19 protein-coding genes are annotated in these 21,539 nt (G+C 61.9%); 12 read left to right on the forward strand and 7 right to left on the reverse strand.

Going from position 1 to position 21,539, the window contains the following annotated elements; all coding sequences use genetic code 11:
* Positions 1 to 153: 153 nt before the first annotated feature.
* On the forward strand, positions 154 to 363 hold the full coding sequence (locus tag KVG91_RS09450; RefSeq protein ID WP_049713471.1) for a DUF2788 domain-containing protein: 210 nt from the start codon (positions 154 to 156) through the stop codon (positions 361 to 363).
* On the opposite strand, the gene KVG91_RS09455 is transcribed toward KVG91_RS09450, so the two are convergent.
* The 4 genes from KVG91_RS09455 to KVG91_RS09470 all read right to left on the reverse strand — a co-directional run bounded on the left by KVG91_RS09455 (position 358) and on the right by KVG91_RS09470 (position 6,828).
* Positions 358 to 993 (reverse strand): pseudouridine synthase, encoded by a 636-nt coding sequence (locus KVG91_RS09455; RefSeq protein ID WP_169376761.1) that lies wholly within the window; start codon positions 991 to 993, stop codon positions 358 to 360. The genes KVG91_RS09450 and KVG91_RS09455 overlap by 6 nt on opposite strands.
* 71 nt (positions 994 to 1,064) lie before the next feature.
* Complete coding sequence (gene amn, locus KVG91_RS09460; RefSeq protein WP_169376760.1) at positions 1,065 to 2,537, reverse strand: AMP nucleosidase; 1,473 nt, start codon at positions 2,535 to 2,537, stop codon at positions 1,065 to 1,067.
* A 181-nt stretch (positions 2,538 to 2,718) separates the two neighbouring features.
* Positions 2,719 to 4,371 carry an acyl-CoA dehydrogenase family protein gene (locus tag KVG91_RS09465; protein ID WP_169376759.1) on the reverse strand — a complete coding sequence of 551 codons (1,653 nt, stop codon included), beginning with the start codon at positions 4,369 to 4,371 and terminating at the stop codon, positions 2,719 to 2,721.
* A 66-nt stretch (positions 4,372 to 4,437) separates the two neighbouring features.
* Positions 4,438 to 6,828, reverse strand: a complete 2,391-nt coding sequence (locus tag KVG91_RS09470) for a hybrid sensor histidine kinase/response regulator (protein ID WP_169376758.1) — start codon at positions 6,826 to 6,828, stop codon at positions 4,438 to 4,440.
* A gap of 286 nt (positions 6,829 to 7,114) precedes the next feature.
* Here KVG91_RS09470 and KVG91_RS09475 point away from each other — a divergent pair, with 286 nt between their 5' ends.
* From KVG91_RS09475 to KVG91_RS09490, 4 genes are all read left to right on the forward strand, one after another.
* Complete coding sequence (locus KVG91_RS09475; RefSeq protein WP_169376757.1) at positions 7,115 to 7,912, forward strand: hydroxymethylpyrimidine/phosphomethylpyrimidine kinase; 798 nt, start codon at positions 7,115 to 7,117, stop codon at positions 7,910 to 7,912.
* 32 nt (positions 7,913 to 7,944) lie between these two features.
* Positions 7,945 to 8,568: a thiamine phosphate synthase gene (thiE, locus tag KVG91_RS09480; protein WP_169376756.1), complete on the forward strand. Its 624-nt coding sequence runs from the start codon at positions 7,945 to 7,947 to the stop codon at positions 8,566 to 8,568.
* A 16-nt stretch (positions 8,569 to 8,584) separates the two neighbouring features.
* Positions 8,585 to 9,868, forward strand: a complete 1,284-nt coding sequence (hemL, locus tag KVG91_RS09485) for a glutamate-1-semialdehyde 2,1-aminomutase (protein WP_169376755.1) — start codon at positions 8,585 to 8,587, stop codon at positions 9,866 to 9,868.
* 225 nt (positions 9,869 to 10,093) lie between these two features.
* A complete protein-coding gene (locus KVG91_RS09490) occupies positions 10,094 to 10,648 on the forward strand; it encodes a tetratricopeptide repeat protein (protein WP_169376754.1) in 555 nt (184 codons plus the stop codon).
* A 131-nt stretch (positions 10,649 to 10,779) separates the two neighbouring features.
* On the opposite strand, the gene KVG91_RS09495 is transcribed toward KVG91_RS09490, so the two are convergent.
* Entirely contained in the window at positions 10,780 to 11,106 is a 327-nt protein-coding gene (locus tag KVG91_RS09495; RefSeq protein WP_003194436.1) for a DUF1820 family protein, read from the reverse strand.
* Between the two features lie 131 nt (positions 11,107 to 11,237).
* Between KVG91_RS09495 and miaB the strand changes: the two genes are divergently transcribed.
* From miaB to lnt, 5 genes are all read left to right on the forward strand, one after another.
* Positions 11,238 to 12,566 carry a tRNA (N6-isopentenyl adenosine(37)-C2)-methylthiotransferase MiaB gene (gene miaB / locus KVG91_RS09500; protein ID WP_169376753.1) on the forward strand — a complete coding sequence of 443 codons (1,329 nt, stop codon included), beginning with the start codon at positions 11,238 to 11,240 and terminating at the stop codon, positions 12,564 to 12,566.
* Between the two features lie 237 nt (positions 12,567 to 12,803).
* A complete protein-coding gene (locus tag KVG91_RS09505) occupies positions 12,804 to 13,808 on the forward strand; it encodes a PhoH family protein (RefSeq protein ID WP_169376752.1) in 1,005 nt (334 codons plus the stop codon).
* Positions 13,801 to 14,259 (forward strand): rRNA maturation RNase YbeY, encoded by a 459-nt coding sequence (gene ybeY / locus KVG91_RS09510; protein ID WP_169376751.1) that lies wholly within the window; start codon positions 13,801 to 13,803, stop codon positions 14,257 to 14,259. The genes KVG91_RS09505 and ybeY overlap by 8 nt, the downstream gene beginning before the upstream one ends.
* 42 nt (positions 14,260 to 14,301) lie before the next feature.
* Positions 14,302 to 15,141 (forward strand): HlyC/CorC family transporter, encoded by an 840-nt coding sequence (locus KVG91_RS09515; protein ID WP_010206772.1) that lies wholly within the window; start codon positions 14,302 to 14,304, stop codon positions 15,139 to 15,141.
* Between the two features lie 8 nt (positions 15,142 to 15,149).
* Complete coding sequence (lnt, locus tag KVG91_RS09520; protein WP_169376750.1) at positions 15,150 to 16,673, forward strand: apolipoprotein N-acyltransferase; 1,524 nt, start codon at positions 15,150 to 15,152, stop codon at positions 16,671 to 16,673.
* Positions 16,674 to 16,792: 119 nt separating this feature from the next.
* Here the strand turns inward: lnt and KVG91_RS09525 are convergent, their stop codons facing one another.
* Complete coding sequence (locus KVG91_RS09525) at positions 16,793 to 17,554, reverse strand: YdcF family protein (protein ID WP_169376749.1); 762 nt, start codon at positions 17,552 to 17,554, stop codon at positions 16,793 to 16,795.
* Positions 17,555 to 17,647: 93 nt separating this feature from the next.
* Entirely contained in the window at positions 17,648 to 17,965 is a 318-nt protein-coding gene (locus tag KVG91_RS09530; RefSeq protein ID WP_169376748.1) for a hypothetical protein, read from the reverse strand.
* A 261-nt stretch (positions 17,966 to 18,226) separates the two neighbouring features.
* On the opposite strand from KVG91_RS09530, the gene leuS reads away from it, so the two are divergent.
* Positions 18,227 to 20,833: a leucine--tRNA ligase gene (gene leuS / locus KVG91_RS09535; RefSeq protein WP_169376747.1), complete on the forward strand. Its 2,607-nt coding sequence runs from the start codon at positions 18,227 to 18,229 to the stop codon at positions 20,831 to 20,833.
* Between the two features lie 88 nt (positions 20,834 to 20,921).
* Complete coding sequence (locus tag KVG91_RS09540) at positions 20,922 to 21,527, forward strand: LPS-assembly lipoprotein LptE (RefSeq protein WP_169376746.1); 606 nt, start codon at positions 20,922 to 20,924, stop codon at positions 21,525 to 21,527.
* The last annotated feature ends 12 nt before the right edge of the window (positions 21,528 to 21,539 follow it).

The raw sequence follows: 21,539 nt of genomic DNA on the forward strand, positions 1-21,539 counted from the left end.
AGCGGTCTGTCAGTCACATGGATGCAAACTGGTCCACCGCCATCGCAGGCAAGCCAGCTCCCACATTGACCGCCACCGACTCAGGTCAATATTGCACCTGTGACGCTGCCGTATACTGCTCGCTTGTCTTGTCGGAAACGTCCCATGAACAACATCGACCCCGTCCTGTTTGAAGAATGGATGATGACCGGCCTGGTCACGATCCTGATCATTTTCATGGGCTTTATCGTCTGGGACCTGGCGAAGAAGTCCAAGGCCGGACGCTTTGGCTCGTTCATTCTGTTCTTCGTGCTGGGGCTGGGCGTGGCCGCGTTTATCATCAAGAGCGTGGTAATCGGCCTGATCGAGTCCGGCGCCTTATAAGCGCGCCGGTACTTCCCGCCACTGGCCTTGATCCAGGCCGTCGAGTGTCCACTCGCCGATTCGCACACGCACCAGCCGCAACGTGGGCAGCCCCACGGCCGCCGTCATACGTCGAACCTGGCGGTTGCGCCCTTCCCGAATCACCAGCTCCAGCCAATGAGTGGGCACGCTTTTGCGAAAGCGCACCGGCGGGTTGCGTGGCCACAACTCAGGCTCATCCAACTGCCGAGCCTCGGCGGGCAAGGTTTTACCGTCGTTGAGCTCCACGCCGTCGCGCAGGCGTTGCAGCTGTTCTTCGCTGGGCTCGCCTTCGACTTGCACCCAATAGGTTTTCGCCAGCTTGTGCTTGGGGTCGGCGATGCGCGCCTGTAACTGGCCATCATTGGTCAGCAGCAGCAGGCCTTCGCTGTCACGGTCCAGGCGGCCCGCCGGATAGATGCCGGGGATGTCGATAAAATCCTTGAGGGTCGCGCGCCCGCCTTCGTCGCTGAACTGGGTCAGTACGTCGAACGGCTTATTGAACAGGATCAGCTTCGGCTCGGCCGGTGGCGCCTTGGCGACGCGACGCGCAGCGGAGTGCGGAGGTTTCACGCCAGGGCGGCGCGAATCGGAGCGGGTGGGACGGGACATGGCAAGGGAACATCTAACGGTCAGGACCGACAATGCTAGTGGCCTGACCGTTAAATGACCATCCCCTGCGCTTAGCGGAACGGCGGCTCGTCGAAGCTGCGCAGCTTGCGCGAGTGCAGCGAGTTGAGTTCGGTGCGCAACAGGTCGACCGCCTCGATGCCGATCTTCAGGTGCTGGCTGACCGCGCGCTCATAAAACGCGTTGGCCGAACCCGGCAGCTTGATCTCGCTGTGCAGCGGTTTGTCCGAGACACACAACAACGTGCCGTACGGCACCCGCAAACGGTAGCCTTGCGCCGCGATGGTGCCGCTTTCCATGTCCACCGCCACCGCGCGGGACAGGTTGATCAACGGCCGTTCCTGGGCCCAGCGCAGTTCCCAGTTGCGGTCGTCGTAAGTCAGTACGGTGCCGGTGCGCAGGCGTTTTTTCAGCTCTTCGCCTTTTTCCCCGGTCACATGGGCCGCCGCTTGCTGCAGCGCCAATTGCACTTCGGCCAAGGCCGGGATCGGGATATTCGGCGGTACCACGCGGTCGAGAATCCCGTCGCGACGCATGTAGGCGTGAGCCAGTACGTAATCGCCGATGGTCTGGGATTGGCGCAGGCCGCCGCAGTGGCCGATCATCAGCCAGCAATGCGGACGCAGCACAGCCAGGTGGTCGGTGATGTTCTTGGCGTTGGACGGGCCAACGCCAATGTTCACCAGCGTCACGCCGTGGCCGTCAGTGGCTTGCAGGTGGTAGGCCGGCATCTGATAGCGGTGCCAGACCACGCCGGCGGCAATCGCCGACGCTTCGCCATGGTCCATGCTCTTGTCGATGATCACGTTGCCCGGCAGCACCATGCGGATAAACCGTGGATCGCTGCGCAGTTGTTCCAGGCCATGCAGGATGAACTGGTCGACATAGCGGTGGTAGTTGGTCAGCAGGATCCACGGCTGCACATGGCGCCAGTCGCTGCCGGTGTAATGCACCAGGCGGCGCAGGGAAAAGTCCACGCGCGCCGCATCGAACAACGCCAGGGGCAGCGGGTCGGTGTTTTCCCAGTCGTACAGGCCATCGGCGATGCCATCGGTGGCGGCCGACAGGTCGGTGCTGGGGAACACGCGGGCCAGGGTCGCGGCGGTCACGCCGGAGCCGGCCAGCTCGTCGCCCTGCTCCACCACGTACGGATACGGGATGTTCTGCTGGCTGACGCCCACTTCCACCGTCACGGTGAAGTCGTGCATCAACGGCACCAGTTGCTCCAGCAGGTACTTACGGAACGCCGCAGGATGGGTGACGGTAACGCTGTAGGTTCCCGGCAATTGGACTTTGGCGTACGCCCGGGTGGTCTGTGGGACTTCGCCGTGGCAGTGGTAGGTCAGGCGCAGTTCCGGGTAGCGAAACAGCGCGCGTTGTTCGGCGTCGGGCTCGACGCGGTCCTTGAGGTATTGCTTGAGGGCTCGATTGAGCGCGCCGGTAGCGCGCTCATGCAGGGCCGCCAGCCGATCCACGGCTTCTTCGGCGGTTTGAACGACAACAAAAGCTTCGGTCACGGTAAGCATCCTGTGTACTGAGTTGCAGGTCTTTATCTTGCCTGTATCGAGGCCTCACTTAAACAAAGGAATTGGAATGCTATCAATGTGGGAGCTGGCTTGCCTGCGATAGCGGTGTGCCAGTTGACAACCCTATGACTGACCCACCGCCATCGCAGGCAAGCCAGCTCCCACAATTGATCGTGTTTATTCAAATAGATTGAGGAGTTGCGCGGGCGACAAGCGCCTCCACATCCACCCCACGCGGCAGAGTGCCGTAGACCCGACCGGAGGCCTCACCCAACCGGCTGGCGATAAACCCATCGCTGACCGCCCCATTCCCCGCCTCCAGCAACAACTTGGCCTGCAATGCCACGGCAATATCCTCGGTGAGTTGCCGCGCGCGGTACTGGATGTCTTGGGTGTCCATGAATGCCGACTTCAGCTGTTCAATCCGCCGTGCCAATTGCTTGTCCCCATGGCCGTCCCCCAACTCTTCAAACAACGCCTCCAGCACCCCCGACTCCTTCGACAACGCTCGCAGCACGTCCAGGCATTGCACGTTGCCGGAGCCTTCCCACGTCGAGTTCACCGGTGCCTCACGGTACAGGCGCGGCAGGATGCTGTCCTCGACATACCCCGCGCCGCCCATGCACTCGGCGGCTTCGTTGATCATCGCCGGGGCGCGCTTGCAGATCCAATATTTGCCCACCGCCGTCACCAGCCGGGCGAACTTGGCTTCCTGCTCATCGCCCAAGTGGTCCAACGCGCGGCCCATGCGCAGGCTCAAGGCCAGTGCGGCTTCGCTTTCCAGCGCCAGGTCAGCCAGCACGTTTTGCATCAGCGGTTGCTCGCTGAGAACGCGGCCGCCGACTGAACGATGGGCACAATGATGGCTGGCCTGGGTCAGCGCCTGGCGCATCAGGGCGCTGGAGCCGACCATGCAATCGAAGCGGGTCATGGCGACCATTTCGATGATGGTCGGCACGCCCCGGCCCTCTTCGCCGACCATCCAGGCCAGGGCGCCGCGAAACTCCACTTCGCTGGACGCATTCGAGCAGTTGCCGAGTTTGTTTTTCAGGCGTTGGATGTAGAACGCATTGCGCGTGTCATCCGGGCGGTGCCGGGGCAGCAGGAAACAGGTCAGGCCCTTGTCGGTCTGGGCCAGGGTGAGGAAAGCGTCGCACATCGGCGCCGAGCAGAACCATTTATGGCCGACCAGTTCATAGGCCTGGCCCGGGCCGCCGGCGCCTACTGGATAAGCGCGGGTGGTGTTGGCGCGCACATCGGTGCCGCCCTGCTTTTCGGTCATGGCCATGCCGATGGTGGCGCCGGTCTTGTGGGCGATGCCGACGTTGCGCGGGTCGTAGTGGGTGCCGAGGATTTTCGGCAGCCAAGTGTCAGCCAGCTCCGGCTGCAAGCGCAGGGCCGGTACGCAGGCGAACGTCATGGTCAGCGGGCAACCGGTGCCGGCTTCGGCCTGGCTGTGCAGGTAAGTCATGGCGGCGCGGGCCACATGGGCGCCGGGCTGCGGATGGGCCCACGGCAGCGACGGCAGGCCGTGCTCGACGGCCGTGCGCATCAGCTCGTGATAAGCCGGATGAAACTCCACCAGGTCGATGCGGTGGCCGTAACGGTCATGGCTGTTGAACACCGGTTTGTTCTGGTTCGCCAGGAACCCGGCCGCCATCAGCGGCCCGCCGGCTAGCGCTCCGTAGGCATCAATGCGCGTGTGCGCCCAGCCTGCGCCAAAGCGGCGCGACCATTCCTGCAGGGGCACATCGATACGGTACAGGTTGGTGCCGTCCAGGGACGGTGGCTGGTTGGTGACGTCGTGGGTTTCGGCGAACGGGTGCAGGTTCATACGGGCCTCCTGGAAAAGGCCACGTCTGATTGAGGCCTGGATTTCAGTTAAGCACCGTCAACCCGCTTAAAAAAGTGGCATACCCGCCGAATACGCTGCGCTTTTGCCCTCTACCGGACACAACAAACGGCGTTCCAAGACCGCTTGCAACGCCTCGAAACGCACGGGCTTGGCCAGGCGATCAGAGACACCCACCCCGTGGCAACGCTCACGCTCCGGCACATTCAGCGAGGTGCTCAAGGCGATCACCGGCAGTTCACCGCAGCCAGGCAGTGCACGAATCTGACAGCACAATGAGAAGCCACCTTCAGGAATATCCAGCAGTACCGCGTCGAAATCCCCGGCCTGCAAGGCCGCCAACGCGTCCGGGCCGGTGTCGACGGTTTTCACCCGGTAACCCAGCTTGAGCAGCATGCCGCGCACCACCCACTGGCCGACGCTGTTGTCATCGACCAACAGCACCGCGCACTCCTGGGGCGAACGTTGCCGCTCTGGCGCAGGCTTGGTTTCGGGCGGGGCCGGGCTGAGCGCCACGTCCAGCTGAAAGCGGCTGCCTTTGCTCGGTTCGGAATGATGGGTCAGGCGCCCGCCCAGCAACTCGATCAATTGACGGCAGATCGCCAGCCCGATACCCAGGCCGCCGTACTCGCGCGTCGTGGAGCCATCGAGCTGAAAGAACCGCTGATACAACGTGGCCTCGTCGAGGAAAGCAAAGCCGATACCGGTGTCGGTGACGATAAAGCTCGTGTGCAGGGCACCGTTACTCTGGGGCACGCCGACCACACGCAGGCGCACGGAGCCTGCATGGGTGAACTTGAAGGCGTTGTCCAGCAGGCAGTCCAGGCACTGCAGCAGTTTATCGGCATCGCCCAGCACGCGGTCCGGCAGTTCGTCCGCCACGTCGATGGAAAACGCCAGGCCTTTGCCCAGAGCGCTGGCATTGAACTGCTGACGCAAGGTGTCGAGTGTGCCGCGCAGGCTGAACACCTGGGGCTGGGCACCCAGGCGTCCGGCCTGCAGTTCGGTCAGGATGAGGATGCCATTGACCATGCGCATCATGTCCCGCGCCGAACCGGCGGCGGTTTGCTGGTAGCTCGCCAGGTCCGTGTCCAGCGGCATGGTTTGCATCAGCTCAAGGGAACCGATCACGCCGTTCATGGGCGTGCGCAGCTCGTGAGTCAGGGTGGCGAGGAATTCATCCTTGAGGCGGTTACTGCGGGCCAATTGCTGGTTGAGCACTTCGAGCTTCTGGCTGGCATCGAACAGGATCTGCGCCTGTTGCTCGCGCATGGCGTTGATGCGGTCGGCCAGGGCCAGGGACAACAGCGCCACTTCGATCGCCGAGCCGATCTGGCTGGCGTACATGGTCAGGAACACATTGGGCAGGTAGCCCAGCACCATCAATGTATTCACCACACCACCCAGCAGGAACGCCGACCAGGCGATGATGAAATAGCGCGCCACGCGCTGGCCGCAATACCAGGCCTTGATGGCCGCGACAAAGATAGTCACGGTGAACATCAGCGCCAACCCCGTGGCCAGGCGCAGCGCCAGGGCGTAGCTGGTCATCAACGACAACAACATCACCACGCCACCGCAGGCCACCAGCGCCAGCAGCAGGCGATTGATCCACCGACTGTGCTGGGCTGTGTGCAAAAAGCTGCGCGCAAACAGGCTGCCGAACAGCGCCGATGCACCGATCAGGAACGGCGTCGCGGCATTCGCCCACCAGGGGTTGTTCGGCCAGAAATACTCCACCGCCGCGCCGTTGACCGATAGCTGGTACATGCCGAACGAAGCGATATAGAAGATGTAATAGAGGTAGCTGGTGTCGCGCACGCTGAGGTAGATGAACAGGTTGTAGACCAACATGCCGAGCAACACGCCATAAATCAGGCCCAGTACATACAGGCGCAGCGGTTGTTGTTCCAGGTAGGCGGTGCTCGACCAGAGCGTCAATGGCGCCTGGATCGAGCCTTCGCTTTGCAGGCGCAGGTAGACGGTTTTAGCCTCGCCAGGGACAAAGTCGACCTTGAACAGGTAGTTGTTCTGCCGGATCTCGCGGGCGGAAAACGGCAGCGCATCCCCGGTTCGCCCGGCCAGGCGATAGGTGCCGGTGCTGTCGGGCAAGTAGAGGTCAAGATGGTCGAGTGGCGGATAGGCCAGTTCCAGCAACCAGGTGCGTTGCGCGTCGGAATGATTGGGCAGGTAGTGCAGATTGACCTTGAGCCAGAACACCGAGCGTGAGTAGCCCGCATTCAGGGTGTCTTTGTCGTGGGGCTTGAACTGCGCGGCGGCGGAAGACGCGCTGACATCAGCGATGGTCAACGCATCGGTCGGGTCTTCGAGCACTTGCATGGCCCGGCCCAACGGCAGGCTTCGCGTGTCCTGGGTGAACTCAACGGCGCCGGCGAGCATCGGCAGCCCGCACAACAGTAACATCAGCAAATAGCGCATAGAGCCCCAGCGTGGCCTGTCCGGTTATGTCAAAAAGCCCCCCATCCTTTTGAGAAGACGTATACCGGCAATACAGTAAGTAGTTTGGATCCACTCTAGCATAGCCGCTAAAGGCCATTGGACACCATTGAAATAAAATTTCGAAAGGCTCTAGAACAAGGCTTTCAGCGCCTTTCTCTACCGCGGCGAAGACTAGCAAACCGCCAAAACTCATGATAAATGCGTCTATCATTCAACCTTCGCCGGAAGGCCCCGCCAAAAGCGTTTGGTGGTAAGCTCGCGCTCCATGAATATCTACAGCTCTCGCCCCGTTGTCCTCTGTCTCTCCGGCCATGATCCCAGTGGTGGCGCCGGCTTGCAGGCAGATATCGAAGCCCTGCTCGCCCAGGGTTGCCACGCGGCTGCGGCCGTCACCGCGCTGACCGTGCAGAACACCGTCAACGTCAGCGATTTCCGTGTGCTCGACCGCGAGTGGGTGCTGGCCCAGGCCAATGCCGTGCTCGGCGATTCCGAGGTGGCGGCGGTCAAGCTGGGCATGCTCGGTTCCACCGCGATGGTCGACACCGTGGTTGAACTGCTGCAGGCGCACCCGCACCTGCCGGTGGTGTGCGACCCGGTGCTGCGCGCCGGTGGCGGGGGCAGCCTGGGCAAGGACGAGGTCGGCTTCGCGATGCGCGAGCGGCTGTTGCCGTTGTCGCTGATCGCCACACCAAACCTGCCCGAAGCGCGCATCCTCGCAGAACTGCCTGAAGGCACGGCGGACGAATGCGCCGAAAAGCTGCTGCCGTATATCAAGCATCTACTGATCACCGGCGGCCACGGCGACGAGCACGAAGTGCACAACCGCCTGTACAGTCGCGACGGCACGCGCCAGACCTTCACCTGCCAGCGCCTGCCCGGCAGTTATCACGGTTCGGGCTGCACGTTGGCCAGCGCGTTGGCCGGGCGAATCGCCCAGGGCGAAGGCTTGGTGAGCGCCGTGCAAACGGCGCTCAACTATACGTGGCGCACCCTGCGTGACGCCGAACAACTCGGCCAGGGCCAGTTTGTACCGCGCCGGTTGCCACTGGATTTCTGCTCGTAACACCCTGCTCGTAAAATCAAGGGACTCGCCCGATGAAACTACGTGGCCTTTACGCCATTACCGACAGCCAATTATTGGCCGGCAAATTCCTCGCCTACGTCGAAGCGGCATTGGACGGTGGCGTGACCCTGCTGCAGTACCGCGACAAAAGCAGCGACGAAGCCCGACGCTTGCGTGAAGCGCAAAAACTGCGGGAACTGTGCTCGCGCTACAAGACTCAACTGATCATCAACGATGACGCTGAACTGGCCGCTCGCCTCGGCGTCGGCGTGCACCTGGGGCAGACCGACGGCCCGCTGACGCCGGCCCGTGCGCTGCTCGGCTCCAAGGCGATCATCGGCGCCACCTGCCACAGCCAGATCGAACTGGCCGAACAGGCCGCCAAGGAAGGCGCCAGCTACGTTGCCTTCGGCCGCTTTTTCAATTCCAGCACCAAGCCCGGTGCCCCGGCCGCCGCCGTCGACATGCTCGCGCAAGCGCGCAAGCGGCTGCACCTGCCGATCTGCGTGATCGGCGGCGTCACCCTGGAGAACGCCGAGCCCCTGGTGGCCCACGGTGCCGACCTGCTGGCGGTGGTGCACGGCCTGTTCGGTGCCGACAGCACCCAGGAAGTCACGCGCCGCGCCCGTGCGTTCAACGCCCTTTTCAAGATTTGATTTCAGAGAGCCCATCATGTCCCGTTCCGAAACCCTGTTTGCCAATGCCCAGAAACACATCCCCGGCGGTGTGAACTCCCCCGTGCGTGCGTTCAAGAGCGTGGGCGGCACGCCGTTGTTCTTCAAGCATGCCGAAGGCGCCTACGTCACCGACGAGGATGACAAGCGCTACGTCGACTATGTGGGCTCATGGGGCCCCATGATCCTCGGTCACAGCCACCCGGACGTGCTGGACGCGGTGCGTCAGCAACTGCAACACGGCCTCTCCTACGGCGCGCCGACCGCCATGGAAACCGAGATGGCCGACTTGGTATGCAGCATTGTGCCGTCGATGGAAATGGTGCGCATGGTCAGCTCCGGCACCGAAGCGACCATGAGCGCAATCCGCCTGGCCCGTGGTTTTACCGGCCGCGACAGCATCATCAAGTTCGAAGGCTGCTACCACGGTCACTCCGACAGCCTGCTGGTGAAAGCCGGCTCCGGCGCGCTGACCCAAGGCGTGCCAAGCTCGGCCGGTGTACCGGCAGCGTTTGCCAAACACACCTTGACCCTGCCGTTCAACGACATCGCCGCCGTCGAGCAGATGCTCAGTGAAGTCGGCCAGGACGTGGCGTGCATCATCGTCGAACCGGTGGCCGGCAACATGAACTGCGTACCGCCGGCGCCAGGCTTCCTCGAAGGGCTGCGCGAGCAGTGCGACAAGCACGGCGTGGTGTTGATTTTCGACGAAGTGATGACCGGCTTTCGCGTCGCCCTCGGCGGCGCCCAGGCCCACTACGGTGTGACGCCGGACCTGAGCACCTTCGGCAAGATCATCGGCGGCGGCATGCCGGTAGGCTGCTTCGGCGGCAAACGCGAAATCATGCAGCACATCGCGCCGCTGGGCCCGGTGTATCAGGCGGGTACCTTGTCGGGTAACCCGCTGGCGATGGCCGCCGGCCTGACCACCCTGCGCCTGATCAGCCGCCCAGGCTTCCACGCCGAACTGACCGACTACACCACGCGTTTGCTCGACGGCCTGCAACAGCGCGCCGATGCCGCCGGTATCCCCTTTGTTACCACCCAGGCGGGCGGTATGTTCGGCCTGTACTTCAGCGGCGCCGACGATATCGTCACCTTCGATGACGTGATGGGCAGTGATGCCGATCTGTTCAAGCGCTTCTTCCACCTCATGCTGGAAGGCGGTGTGTACCTGGCACCGAGCGCTTTCGAAGCCGGCTTCACCTCCATCGCCCATGGCGACGCCGAGCTGAAACTGACCCTCGACGCCGCCGAGCGAGCCTTCGCTGCACTGAAGTAATCGGCCGCAACCCTCAGGCATCGCGCGATCGGTGCCTGATTTGCCGCTTTGCCGACAGATATTTCCGAATTATTTCGAGAAATTACCTGCAATCCGGCAGATAACTTGCCCAACCAGCAGAAAAACGAGTAAAGACTTTGTAAGCAGAGGCCTGCTTATTTCATAATGCGCGCTTATTGGATCCCACGAGGGTCCGCGCGCCCCGTCAGAGGTAAGTCGATTCCCATGAAACGCACCGGCCGCACCCTGGTTCTGGGCTGCCTGTTGCTCCTTCAGCCGCTGCTGGCACATGCACAAGCAGGCGGCAACTCGTTGTTAATCCCAGCGATGGGTCGCTGCACCCTCAATACCCAGCCAGAAAGCCAGGCCGAAACCCTGAGCGCGTGCCAGAAACAGGCCGACGGCGGGGATGCGCAGGCCCAATACGAGTTGGGCGAGTACTTCCACGACAGCAAAAACCCTGCCCGCGACCTCAACAAGGCCTTGAGCTACTTCGAAAAAGCCTCATTGCAGGGCCACGCCCAGGCGCAGTTTCAGCTGGGCAGCATGTTTTTCAAAGGCGAAGGCGTACCGGCCAACAACGTGCAGGCGTACATCGTGCTGAAAATGGCCGCGGTCAACGGCGCCGAAGACGCACTGGACACGGCCGATGAAGTGGCCGAGCACATGCAGCGCGATGAGCTGGAAGTGGCGACCCAGGTGCTGGGGCAGATTTTCCGCAATTATCTGCAGGAATTGCAGAGTGCGGATGGGCGTTCGCCCTTTTCACCCCTGCCCTGATTTCAGCTAAACCCTTCTACCGCCATCGCAGGCAAGCCAGCTCCCACAGTCGATCGAGTTCCAACCTTGGAATGCATTCAACTGTGGGAGCTGGCTTGCCTGCGATGGGCGCGGCGCGGTCTAACGCCCTACTACTTCTCAGGCATCGGCATCGGAAACGGCATTACATTGCTGGTGCCCCGCGCTTCGCTGATCTTCGGCGTACCCAAACGCTCGACTTCATCGATGCGCACAATCGAATGCATCGGCACAAAACTGCGCACCACGCCTTCAAACTGCGCCTTGAGCTTCTCTTCGCCGGGGTCGACGACCAACTGGGTGCGCTCGCCAAAGACGAACTCTTCCACCTCCAGGAAACCCCACAGATCGCTCTGATAGATCTGCTTGGCGTACATTTCGAACACCTGGCCCTGGTTGAGGAAAATCACCTTATAGATTGGAGCTTCACGTTTGGTCATGGTGGGCGGATAACACATCGGGGATATAAAAGAGGGCGCGAACTATAGCATGGCACCCGATGCACAACGCTAGGAACCAATGGACATGCGCCCTATAATGCGCGGTTCTTTACCACCAGTTGACGATTCCCATGGCCAAGAAGCTTTACATCGAAACCCACGGTTGCCAGATGAACGAGTACGACAGCTCGCGCATGGTCGACCTGCTGGGCGAACACCAGGCCCTGGAAGTCACCGCCCGCGCCGAAGATGCCGACGTGATCCTGCTCAATACCTGCTCGATCCGCGAACGGGCCCAGGACCGTGTCTACTCCCAGCTGGGCCGCTGGCGCGAACTGAAACTGGCCAACCCGGACATGGTGATCGCCGTTGGTGGTTGCGTGGCCAGCCAGGAAGGCGCCGCGATCCGCGACCGCGCGCCCTATGTCGACGTGGTGTTCGGCCCTCAGACCCTGCACCGCCTGCCGGAAATGATCGACGCCGCGCGCCTCACCAAGCTGCCGCAGGTCGACGTGTCCTTCCCGGAGATCGAAAAATTCGACCATTTACCCGAACCGCGTATCGACGGGCCAAGCGCCTACGTGTCGGTAATGGAAGGCTGCAGCAAGTACTGCACCTTTTGCGTGGTGCCTTACACCCGTGGCGAAGAAGTCAGCCGGCCGTTTGACGATGTCATGTCGGAAATCATCCACCTGGCCGAAAACGGCGTGCGTGAAGTGACCCTGCTGGGCCAGAACGTCAACGGCTATCGCGGCCTGACCCACGACGGCCGCCTGGCCGACCTGGCAGAGTTGATCCGCGTGGTCGCCGCCGTGGACGGGATCGAGCGCATTCGCTACACCACCTCGCACCCGCTGGAGTTCTCCGACAGCCTGATCCAGGCTCACGCCGAAGTACCGGAACTGGTCAAGCACCTGCATCTGCCGGTGCAATCGGGCTCGGACCGCATCCTGGCGGCGATGAAGCGCAACCACACCGCGCTGGAGTACAAATCCAAACTGCGCAAATTGCGCGCGGCGGTGCCGGGCATCTGCATCAGCTCGGACTTTATCGTCGGCTTCCCCGGCGAGACCGAGAAAGACTTCGAGCAGACCATGAAGTTGATCGAAGACGTCGGTTTCGACTTCTCCTACTCGTTCGTCTACAGCCAGCGCCCCGGCACCCCGGCGGCCGACCTGGCGGATGAAACCCCGGAAGCGCTGAAAAAAGAGCGCCTGAATGCGCTGCAACATCGCCTGAACCAACAAGGTTTCGAGATCAGCCGACAAATGGTCGGTTCGACCCAGCGCATCCTGGTCACCGACTACTCGAAAAAAGACCCCGGCGAATTGCAGGGCCGAACCGAGAACAACCGAATCGTCAACTTCCGGTGCGACAATCCGACCCTGATCGGCCAGTTTGCCGATGTGCATATCGATGCGGCGCAACCGCATTCGTTGCGGGGGTCGCTGCTTAACTGACATGCAAACCTTCAAGCCTGATGAAGATCAAATGTGGGAGCTGGCTTGCCTGCGATAGCGGTGCAACAGGCAATATCTTTTTTGAATGTGCCGGCCCTATCGCAGGCAAGCCAGCTCCCACAGTAGATTTTTGTTGTTCTTGAGAGATAACCCAGCCCATATAAGTGCTTTCGCACACGGGCGGCTGGCGTTATTCTCTAGTCCACCTCAACAGCCAAAGGGCGGCTAAAAGCGACCTTGAACGCACCCATAGTAGAACCCCATCGTTTCACGCTCGAGCCGTTTGAGGCTCGCCGTTTCGCCAACCTGTGCGGACAGTTCGACGAGCACCTGCGCCTGATCGAACAACGCCTGAGCATCGAGATCCGCAACCGCGGCAATCAGTTCGAGCTCATTGGTGAACCCCAACACACGACGTCCGCAGAAAACCTGCTGCGCCGCCTCTACCGCGAAACCAAGGGTAGCGAGCTGTCGCCGGAAACCGTGCATCTGTACCTGCAGGAATCGGCGGTCGAAGACCTCGCCAATAACCCCGTGGCCGAAGCCAGCGTGGCGCTGCGTACCAAAAAAGGCATGATTCGCCCGCGCGGCCTGAATCAGCAGAGGTACGTCAAGGAAATCCTCGGCAACGACATCAACTTCGGCATCGGCCCCGCCGGTACCGGCAAAACCTACCTGGCCGTGGCCTGCGCGGTCGACGCCCTGGAGCGCGAGCAGGTGCGCCGCATCCTGCTGGTGCGCCCGGCGGTCGAGGCCGGCGAGAAGCTCGGCTTCCTGCCCGGCGACCTGGCCCAGAAGATCGACCCGTACCTGCGCCCGCTCTATGACGCGCTCTACGAGATGCTCGGCTTTGAATACGTGGCCAAACTGATAGAACGCCAAGTGATCGAGATCGCTCCGCTGGCCTACATGCGTGGACGCACCTTGAACAACAGCTTCATCATCCTCGACGAAAGCCAGAACACCACCGTCGAACAAATGAAGATGTTCCTCACCCGCATCGGCTTCGGCTCCACCGCCGTGATCACCGGTGACGTCACCCAGGTTGACCTGCCCAAGGGCACCAAATCGGGCCTGGCCCAAGTGATCGAGGTGCTCAAGGACGTACCGGGGATCAGCTTCACGCACTTCATGCCCAAGGACGTGGTGCGCCACCCGCTGGTGCAGCGCATTGTCGAGGCCTATGAGCGCTTCGATCATCGCGACGACGCACCGGCCAAGGACACGCGCCGCGATGCTTGAGCTTGACCTGCAGCTGGCCACCGAAGCGCCCGTCCCCAGCGAAGCACAGTTGCGCCAATGGTGTGCGCTGGCCCTGCGCCAGCGCAGCGCCGACTCGGAGCTGACCATCCGTCTGGTGGATGAGCCCGAAGGTCGAGCGCTGAACCACACCTGGCGTCAAAAGGATTACGCGACCAACGTGTTGTCCTTTCCCGCCGACGTACCGGACGAATTGCTGGATATCCCGCTGCTGGGCGACCTGGTGATCTGCGTCGAGGTGGTGGAACGCGAAGCGAAGGAACAGGGCAAGGCACTCGAAGCCCACTGGGCTCATCTGGTCATCCACGGCTGCTTGCATCTCTTGGGTTACGACCATATAGACGATGACGAAGCCGAGGAAATGGAAGCGCTGGAACAAACGTTGCTTGCAGAACTGGGCCATCCGGACCCGTATGCAGACGACGAAGTTTAAAAAACACTCAACTGTCACACTAAAGGATTCAGAGTAATCGCTATGAGCGAAGACCGATCGAGCAACGGGCAGAAGTCATGGCTGGGGAAACTGACCCAGGCTTTTGCCCACGAGCCGAAAAACCGCCAGGAGCTGCTTGAGCTGCTGCGCGAGGCCCACCAGAACAAGTTGCTGGACAGCGAAGCGCTGGCCATCGTCGAAGGCGCCATTCAGGTGGCTGACCTGCAAGTACGCGACATCATGGTCCCGCGCTCGCAGATGATCAGCATCAAGGCGACCCAGACCCCACGGGAGTTCCTCCCGGCCGTGATCGATTCAGCGCACTCGCGCTACCCGGTGATCGGTGAAAGCCATGACGACGTCATGGGCGTCCTGTTGGCCAAGGATCTGCTGCCGCTGATCCTCAAGGAAAACGGCGACAGCTTCAACATCAAGGACCTGCTGCGTCCGGCCACCTTCGTGCCGGAATCCAAGCGCCTGAACGTGCTGCTGCGCGAATTCCGCGCCAACCACAATCACATGGCCATTGTGATCGACGAATACGGCGGCGTGGCCGGCCTGGTGACGATTGAAGACGTCCTGGAGCAGATCGTCGGCGACATCGAAGATGAACACGACGTCGAAGAAGACAGCTACATCAAGCCACTGCCCAGCGGTGATTTCCTGATCAAGGCCCTGACGCCGATCGAGAACTTCAACGAGTTCTTCGACAGCGAGTTTTCCGACGACGAGTTCGACACCGTCGGCGGCCTGGTGATGAGCGCGTTCGGGCATCTGCCCAAGCGTAACGAAACCACCGAGATCGGCGCGTATCGGTTCCGCATCCTCAATGCGGACAGCCGTCGTATCCACCTGATCCGTCTGACCCCTATTGCTCGTTAAGGACTGAAATGCGCCGTCTGATCGCACCCGGCTGGCCCGGTAATCTGCTGGCCGCGGTGGCCGGCGCCATCACCACCCTGGCGCTGGCGCCGTTCGATCTGTGGCCGCTGGCCCTGGTGGCGGTCGGATTGTTTTATGTGGGGCTGCGGGAACTGAGCCCACGCCAGGCCTTGGGCCGTGGCTGGTGTTTTGGTTTCGGTCTGTTCGGTGCCGGCACCAGTTGGATCTACTACAGCATTCACCACTTCGGCGGCGCTTCGGTGCTGCTGGCGGGCTTCCTGATGCTGCTGTTTACCGCCGCCATCGCCTGGTTCTTTGCCCTGCCCGCGTGGCTGTGGGCACGCTGGTTGCGGCGTAATGAAGCACCGCTGGCGGATGCGCTGACATTCGCGGCCCTGTGGGTGGGCCAGGAAGCGTTTCGCGGTTGGTTCCTCACCGGCTTCCCGTGGCTGTACTCCGGTTACAGCCAGCTTGACGGCCCCCTCTCGGGCCTGGCGCCCGTGGGCGGCATGTGGCTGATTTCGTTTACCCTGGCACTGACCGCGGCGCTGTTGTGCAACCTGCCGCGCCTGCTGGCAGGCAAGCGCAACGCGTTTATCGGCGCGGGCCTGGTGTTGCTGGTGGCGCCTTGGGCGATCGGCCTTGCGCTCAAGCACCACGCCTGGACCAGCCCGTCTGGCGCGCCGCTGACCGTGGCCGCCCTTCAAGGCAATGTCGAACAAAGCATGAAGTGGGACCCGGAGCAGCTCAATGCGCAACTCGCGCTGTACCGCGACATGAGCTTCGCCTCCAAGCGCGTCGACTTGCTGGTGTGGCCGGAAACCGCCGTGCCCGTCCTCAAGGAGTCCGTCGAAGGCTACCTGGGGATGATGGGCAAGTTCGCCGCCGACCGGCATACGGCGCTGATCACCGGCGTGCCCATCCGCCAGGAAGTGCATCACCAGAAGCGCTACTACAACGGCATCACCGTGGTCGGTGAAGGCGACGGCACCTACCTCAAGCAGAAACTGGTGCCCTTCGGTGAGTACGTACCACTGCAGGACATGCTGCGCGGCCTGATCGCCTTCTTCGACCTGCCGATGTCGGACTTCGCCCGCGGCCCGGCTGACCAGGCGATGTTGCAGGCCAAGGGCTACCAGATTGCGCCGTTCATTTGTTACGAAGTGGTGTACCCGGAATTCGCCGCCGGCCTCTCGGCCCAGAGCGACCTGCTGCTGACCATCAGCAACGACACCTGGTTCGGCCGTTCCATCGGCCCCTTGCAACACCTGCAAATGGCGCAGATGCGTGCACTTGAGGCCGGCCGCTGGATGATCCGCGCCACCAACAATGGCGTGACCGGCCTGATCAACCCATTCGGGCAGATCACCGCGCAGATCCCGCAATTCGAGCGCGGCATTCTCTACGGTGAAGTGGTGCCGATGCACAACCTCACGCCGTACCTGCAATGGCGCTCGTGGCCGTTGATCATTGTGTGCCTGCTGCTGTTCGGCTGGGCGCTGTTGGCGGCCCGCATGTCGAAGACCGTCTGACAGACAACCACAAAACCTGGTGGGAGCTGGCTTGCCTGCGATGCAGGCACCTCGGTGTATCAGTGAGACCGGGGGGATGCCATCGCAGGCAAGCCAGCTCCCACATTTGCCCTGCGGTGTTACCTGTAAAATACTCGATACCCCACCTGCCCCACCGCTTCATTGATCAACTGCCCGCTCTGCCATATCGACTTGAACTCCGGCATCCAGCCACCCAGCGGGCGAGCGTTATCCACGCCCAGAAACCCCACCGGCGCCGGCACTACGGTGAAACCGGCCTTCTCAAAGCTCCATACCGCGCGCGGCATGTGCCAGGCCTGAGTCACGACCACCACGCGTTTGACGCCTTCTGGAAGCAGTATCTCGGCGCTCATCTGCGCATTTTCCCAGGTGGTGCGGCTGCGCTCTTCCTTCCAGCGCACGGTCACGCCGAAGTCATCGCGCATCGACACCGCCATCAACTCGGCCTCGCTGGGCGGCGTGCCGTAGTGCAGGCCGCCGGTGGTCAGCACCGGCAAACCGGAAGCCTTGGCCAAACGCGCGGCATAACGCTGGCGCTCCAGGCCAATGCCGGTGGGCTGGTCGGTGCCCCAGGCCGGGTCACCGCGCTCGCGTCCCGAACCCAGCACCACAATGGCGTCGGCGCGCCCGGCCAGGGTCGACCAATCTTCCCGTGCCAGCGGCGGTTCGGTTTCCAGGGTCCGCGCACTCCATTCCACTACCACCGGCAGGCTGATCAGCCACATCCCGCCCAAACCCAGGGCAAAACAACACGCCGCCAGGCGTGGGCGGGTGCGACGAAACCACCAGGCAAGGGCCAGCAACAGCAAGAGAATGCCGGGCGGCAGGAGCAGTTGTTTGATGAAATAACGAATAGGCATCGGGCATCTCCATAGATGCCCGAAGCCTAAGGTGTAACGGGGTTTAGCGACAATCTCTACGATAAAAACGGTGCAGCTCAGGAGAGCAGTGAACTACTTGTAGCGGGCGGACCGGAGCTTCTCCGGGCCTCGACCGGCAGACAAGTCCTTGAGCCATACCACCTTGGCTGAATGAGCAGGCCCCTTGGCCGGCGGGTTCGCCACCCAGGGTGCTGCGGTACGCCCATTGCGTTCCAGATAAGCCTTGATCAGTTCCAGTTCCGCGCGGCTCAGACCGCGCAACTCCAACTCAACGGGCCGTTCATCACGCAATCGACCCGCTGTCCTCGCCGCATCCAATGCACGACCCAATCGGTCGATCAGTCCTTCGTAGATATCCGGTTTCGATACGATTCGCTGCGATTCAACCATCCCCTCACCTCATTGAAGAAAGACTTGCTCCCCAATAAACAGCGTAGTCCCCGTTGCTGCGCCTGCCTGGCGCCGCGACAGACGGCCTGGCCTGCGCAATCAGGGTTTCCCTCGATAGAGTGGGGTCATGTATGCTACGGCGCTTCCTGTCACTCCACTTCCCGCAGGGTTTGGGCACGGACGCGCCGCTTTCCGGTGTCGATCAACCTGAACGTTGCACCGAAGAGGATTAGGCCACCCCTATCCAGTTCAAAAGTAGCCATGCACGAACACTATCAGCCCCGTGAAATAGAAAATGCCGCCCAGACCTTCTGGGACGAGCAAAAGTCCTTTGAAGTCAGTGAACAGCCGGGCAAGGAGACTTTCTACTGCCTGTCGATGTTCCCTTACCCCAGCGGCAAGCTACACATGGGGCATGTGCGCAACTACACCATCGGCGACGTGATTTCGCGCTACCAGCGCATGCAAGGCAAGAACGTTCTGCAACCCATGGGTTGGGACGCCTTCGGCATGCCGGCGGAAAACGCCGCGATGAAAAACAACGTGGCCCCCGCCAAGTGGACCTACGAAAACATCGCCTACATGAAGACCCAGCTGCGCAGCCTGGGCTTGGCGGTGGACTGGTCCCGCGAAGTGACCACCTGCAAGCCGGACTACTACCGCTGGGAACAATGGCTGTTCACGCGTCTGTTCGAAAAAGGCGTGATCTACAAAAAGAGCGGTACCGTGAACTGGGACCCGATCGACCAGACCGTGCTGGCCAACGAGCAGGTGATCGACGGTCGCGGCTGGCGCTCCGGCGCGCTGATCGAGAAGCGCGAAATCCCGATGTACTACTTCAAGATCACCGCCTACGCGGATGAACTCTTGTCGAGCCTCGACGACCTGCCGGGCTGGCCTGAACAGGTCAAGACCATGCAGCGCAACTGGATCGGCAAGTCCAAGGGCATGGAAGTGCAGTTCCCGTACAACGTCGATTCGATCGGCGAAGCGGGCGCGCTCAAAGTCTTCACCACCCGTCCGGACACCCTGATGGGCGCGACCTACGTCGCCGTAGCCGCCGAACACCCATTGGCCACCCAGGCTGCACACAACAATCCTGAGCTGCAGGCGTTTATCGCCGAATGCAAAGGCGGCAGCGTGGCTGAAGCCGACGTCGCCACCCAGGAGAAAAAAGGCCTGCCGACCGGCCTGTTTGTCGAGCACCCGCTGACGGGCGAGAAACTGCCGGTATGGGTCGCCAACTATGTGCTGATGCACTACGGCGATGGCGCTGTGATGGCCGTGCCAGCCCACGACGAGCGCGACTTCGAGTTCGCCACCAAGTACAACCTGCCGGTCAAATCCGTGGTGCGTACCAGTTCGGGTGATACCAACCCGGCGCCTTGGCAGGACGCATACAACGAACATGGCACACTGATCAATTCCGGCGAGTTCGACGGCCTGGATTTCCAGGGCGCTTTCGACGCGATTGAAGTTGCCCTGATCAAGAAAAACCTCGGTGCCTCGCGCACCCAGTTCCGCCTGCGCGACTGGGGCATCAGCCGCCAGCGCTACTGGGGCTGCCCGATCCCGATCATCCACTGCGAAAGCTGTGGCGACGTGCCGGTGCCGGAAGACCAGCTGCCGGTCGTCCTGCCGGAAGACGTGGTACCGGATGGTGCCGGTTCGCCACTGGCGCGCATGCCTGAGTTCTATGAGTGCAGTTGCCCGAAATGCGGCCAGCCTGCCAAGCGTGAAACCGACACCATGGACACCTTCGTCGAGTCCTCGTGGTACTACGCTCGCTACGCCTCGCCGCACTATGCAGGCGGCCTGGTAGAAAAATCCGCAGCCGACCACTGGCTGCCGGTGGACCAGTACATCGGCGGTATCGAACACGCCATCCTTCACCTGCTGTACGCGCGCTTCTTCCACAAGCTGATGCGCGACGAAGGCCTGGTCAGTTCCGACGAGCCGTTCAAGAACCTGCTGACCCAGGGCATGGTTGTCGCCGAGACGTACTATCGCCGTGAAGCCAATGGCGCCTACACCTGGTTCAACCCGGCTGACGTGGAGCTTGAGCGCGACAGCAAGGCCAAGGTCATCAGCGCCAAGTTGATCGCCGACGGCCTGCCGGTGGAAATCGGTGGCACCGAGAAGATGGCCAAGTCGAAGAACAACGGCGTTGACCCACAGTCGATGATCGATCAGTTCGGCGCCGACACCTGCCGCCTGTTCATGATGTTCGCCTCGCCGCCTGACATGAGCGCCGAATGGTCCGACTCCGGCGTCGAAGGTTCGCACCGTTTCCTCAAGCGCGTCTGGCGCCTGGCGCACGCGCACATCAGCCAGGGCCTGCCGGGCAAGCTGGACGTGGCGACCTTGAACGACGAGCAGAAAGCCATTCGCCGCAGCACCCACCTGGCCATCAAGCAAGCCAGCCAGGACGTGGGCCAGCACCACAAGTTCAACACCGCCATCGCCCAGGTGATGACGCTGATGAACGTGCTGGAAAAAGCCCCACAAGCCACTGAACAGGATCGCGCGCTGGTGCAGGAAGGCCTGGAAACGGTCACCCTGCTGCTGGCCCCGATCACGCCGCACATCAGCCATGACCTGTGGAACCGTCTGGGCCACAGCGAAGCGGTCATTGATGCACGCTGGCCGGTGCAGGATGACAGCGCCCTGGTACAGGACACGCTGCAGCTGGTGATCCAGGTCAACGGCAAACTGCGCGGCCAGATCGACATGCCTGCCAGCGCCAGCCGCGAAGACGTGGAAGCGGCCGCCCGCATCAACGAAAACGTGCTGCGCTTTACCGAAGGCCTGACGATCCGCAAAGTGATCGTGGTGCCTGGCAAACTGGTCAATATCGTCGCTAGCTAATCGGATCGGGCGCAGGGCTTGAGCGCTGCGCCGAATAAAGCCTTCAGGGCCTCGATAAGGCCCACATGGTTTCAAGGGGAGCAACAAAATGATCAAACGCAATTTGCTGGTTATGGGCCTTGCCGTGCTGCTGAGCGCTTGCGGCTTCCAACTGCGTGGCACAGGCACCACCGAACTGGCGGTCAAGGAACTGGACCTCAGCGCCCGCGACGCCTACAGCGAAACGGTGACCCAGCTGCGTCAGGTTCTGGAAAACAGCGGCGTTCACGTCTACAACGGCGCGACCTACAAGCTGTACCTGGCCAACGAGCGGGAAACCCAGCGCAACCTCAGCTATGCCAGCGCCGGTCGTGCATCCGATATCGAACTGAGCAGCGTGCTCAGCTTTGAACTCCAGGGCCGCGACAAAGTGCCTTTGATGGGCGACGACCTCCAGGTTCAGAAAGTTGTCAGCCACGACGGCAACAATCTGGTGGGTTCGGACTCCGAAATCATTCAGGTGCGCAAGGAAATGCGTCGCGAGCTGGTACAGCGCATGATGGTGCGCCTGTCGATGATTACGCCGCAACAGCTCGAGGTCCTGCAGCAGAAAGCTGACGACAAGGCAAAGGCTGATGCCGATGCGCTCAAGGCCGCCCAGGAATACGAAGACAACACGCCGAAACAATCGCCTGTTGAAGTCCCTGTCGAGTAAGCCAGACGGGGC

The organism is Pseudomonas azadiae (genome assembly GCF_019145355.1).
GTDB lineage: Bacteria > Pseudomonadota > Gammaproteobacteria > Pseudomonadales > Pseudomonadaceae > Aquipseudomonas > Aquipseudomonas azadiae.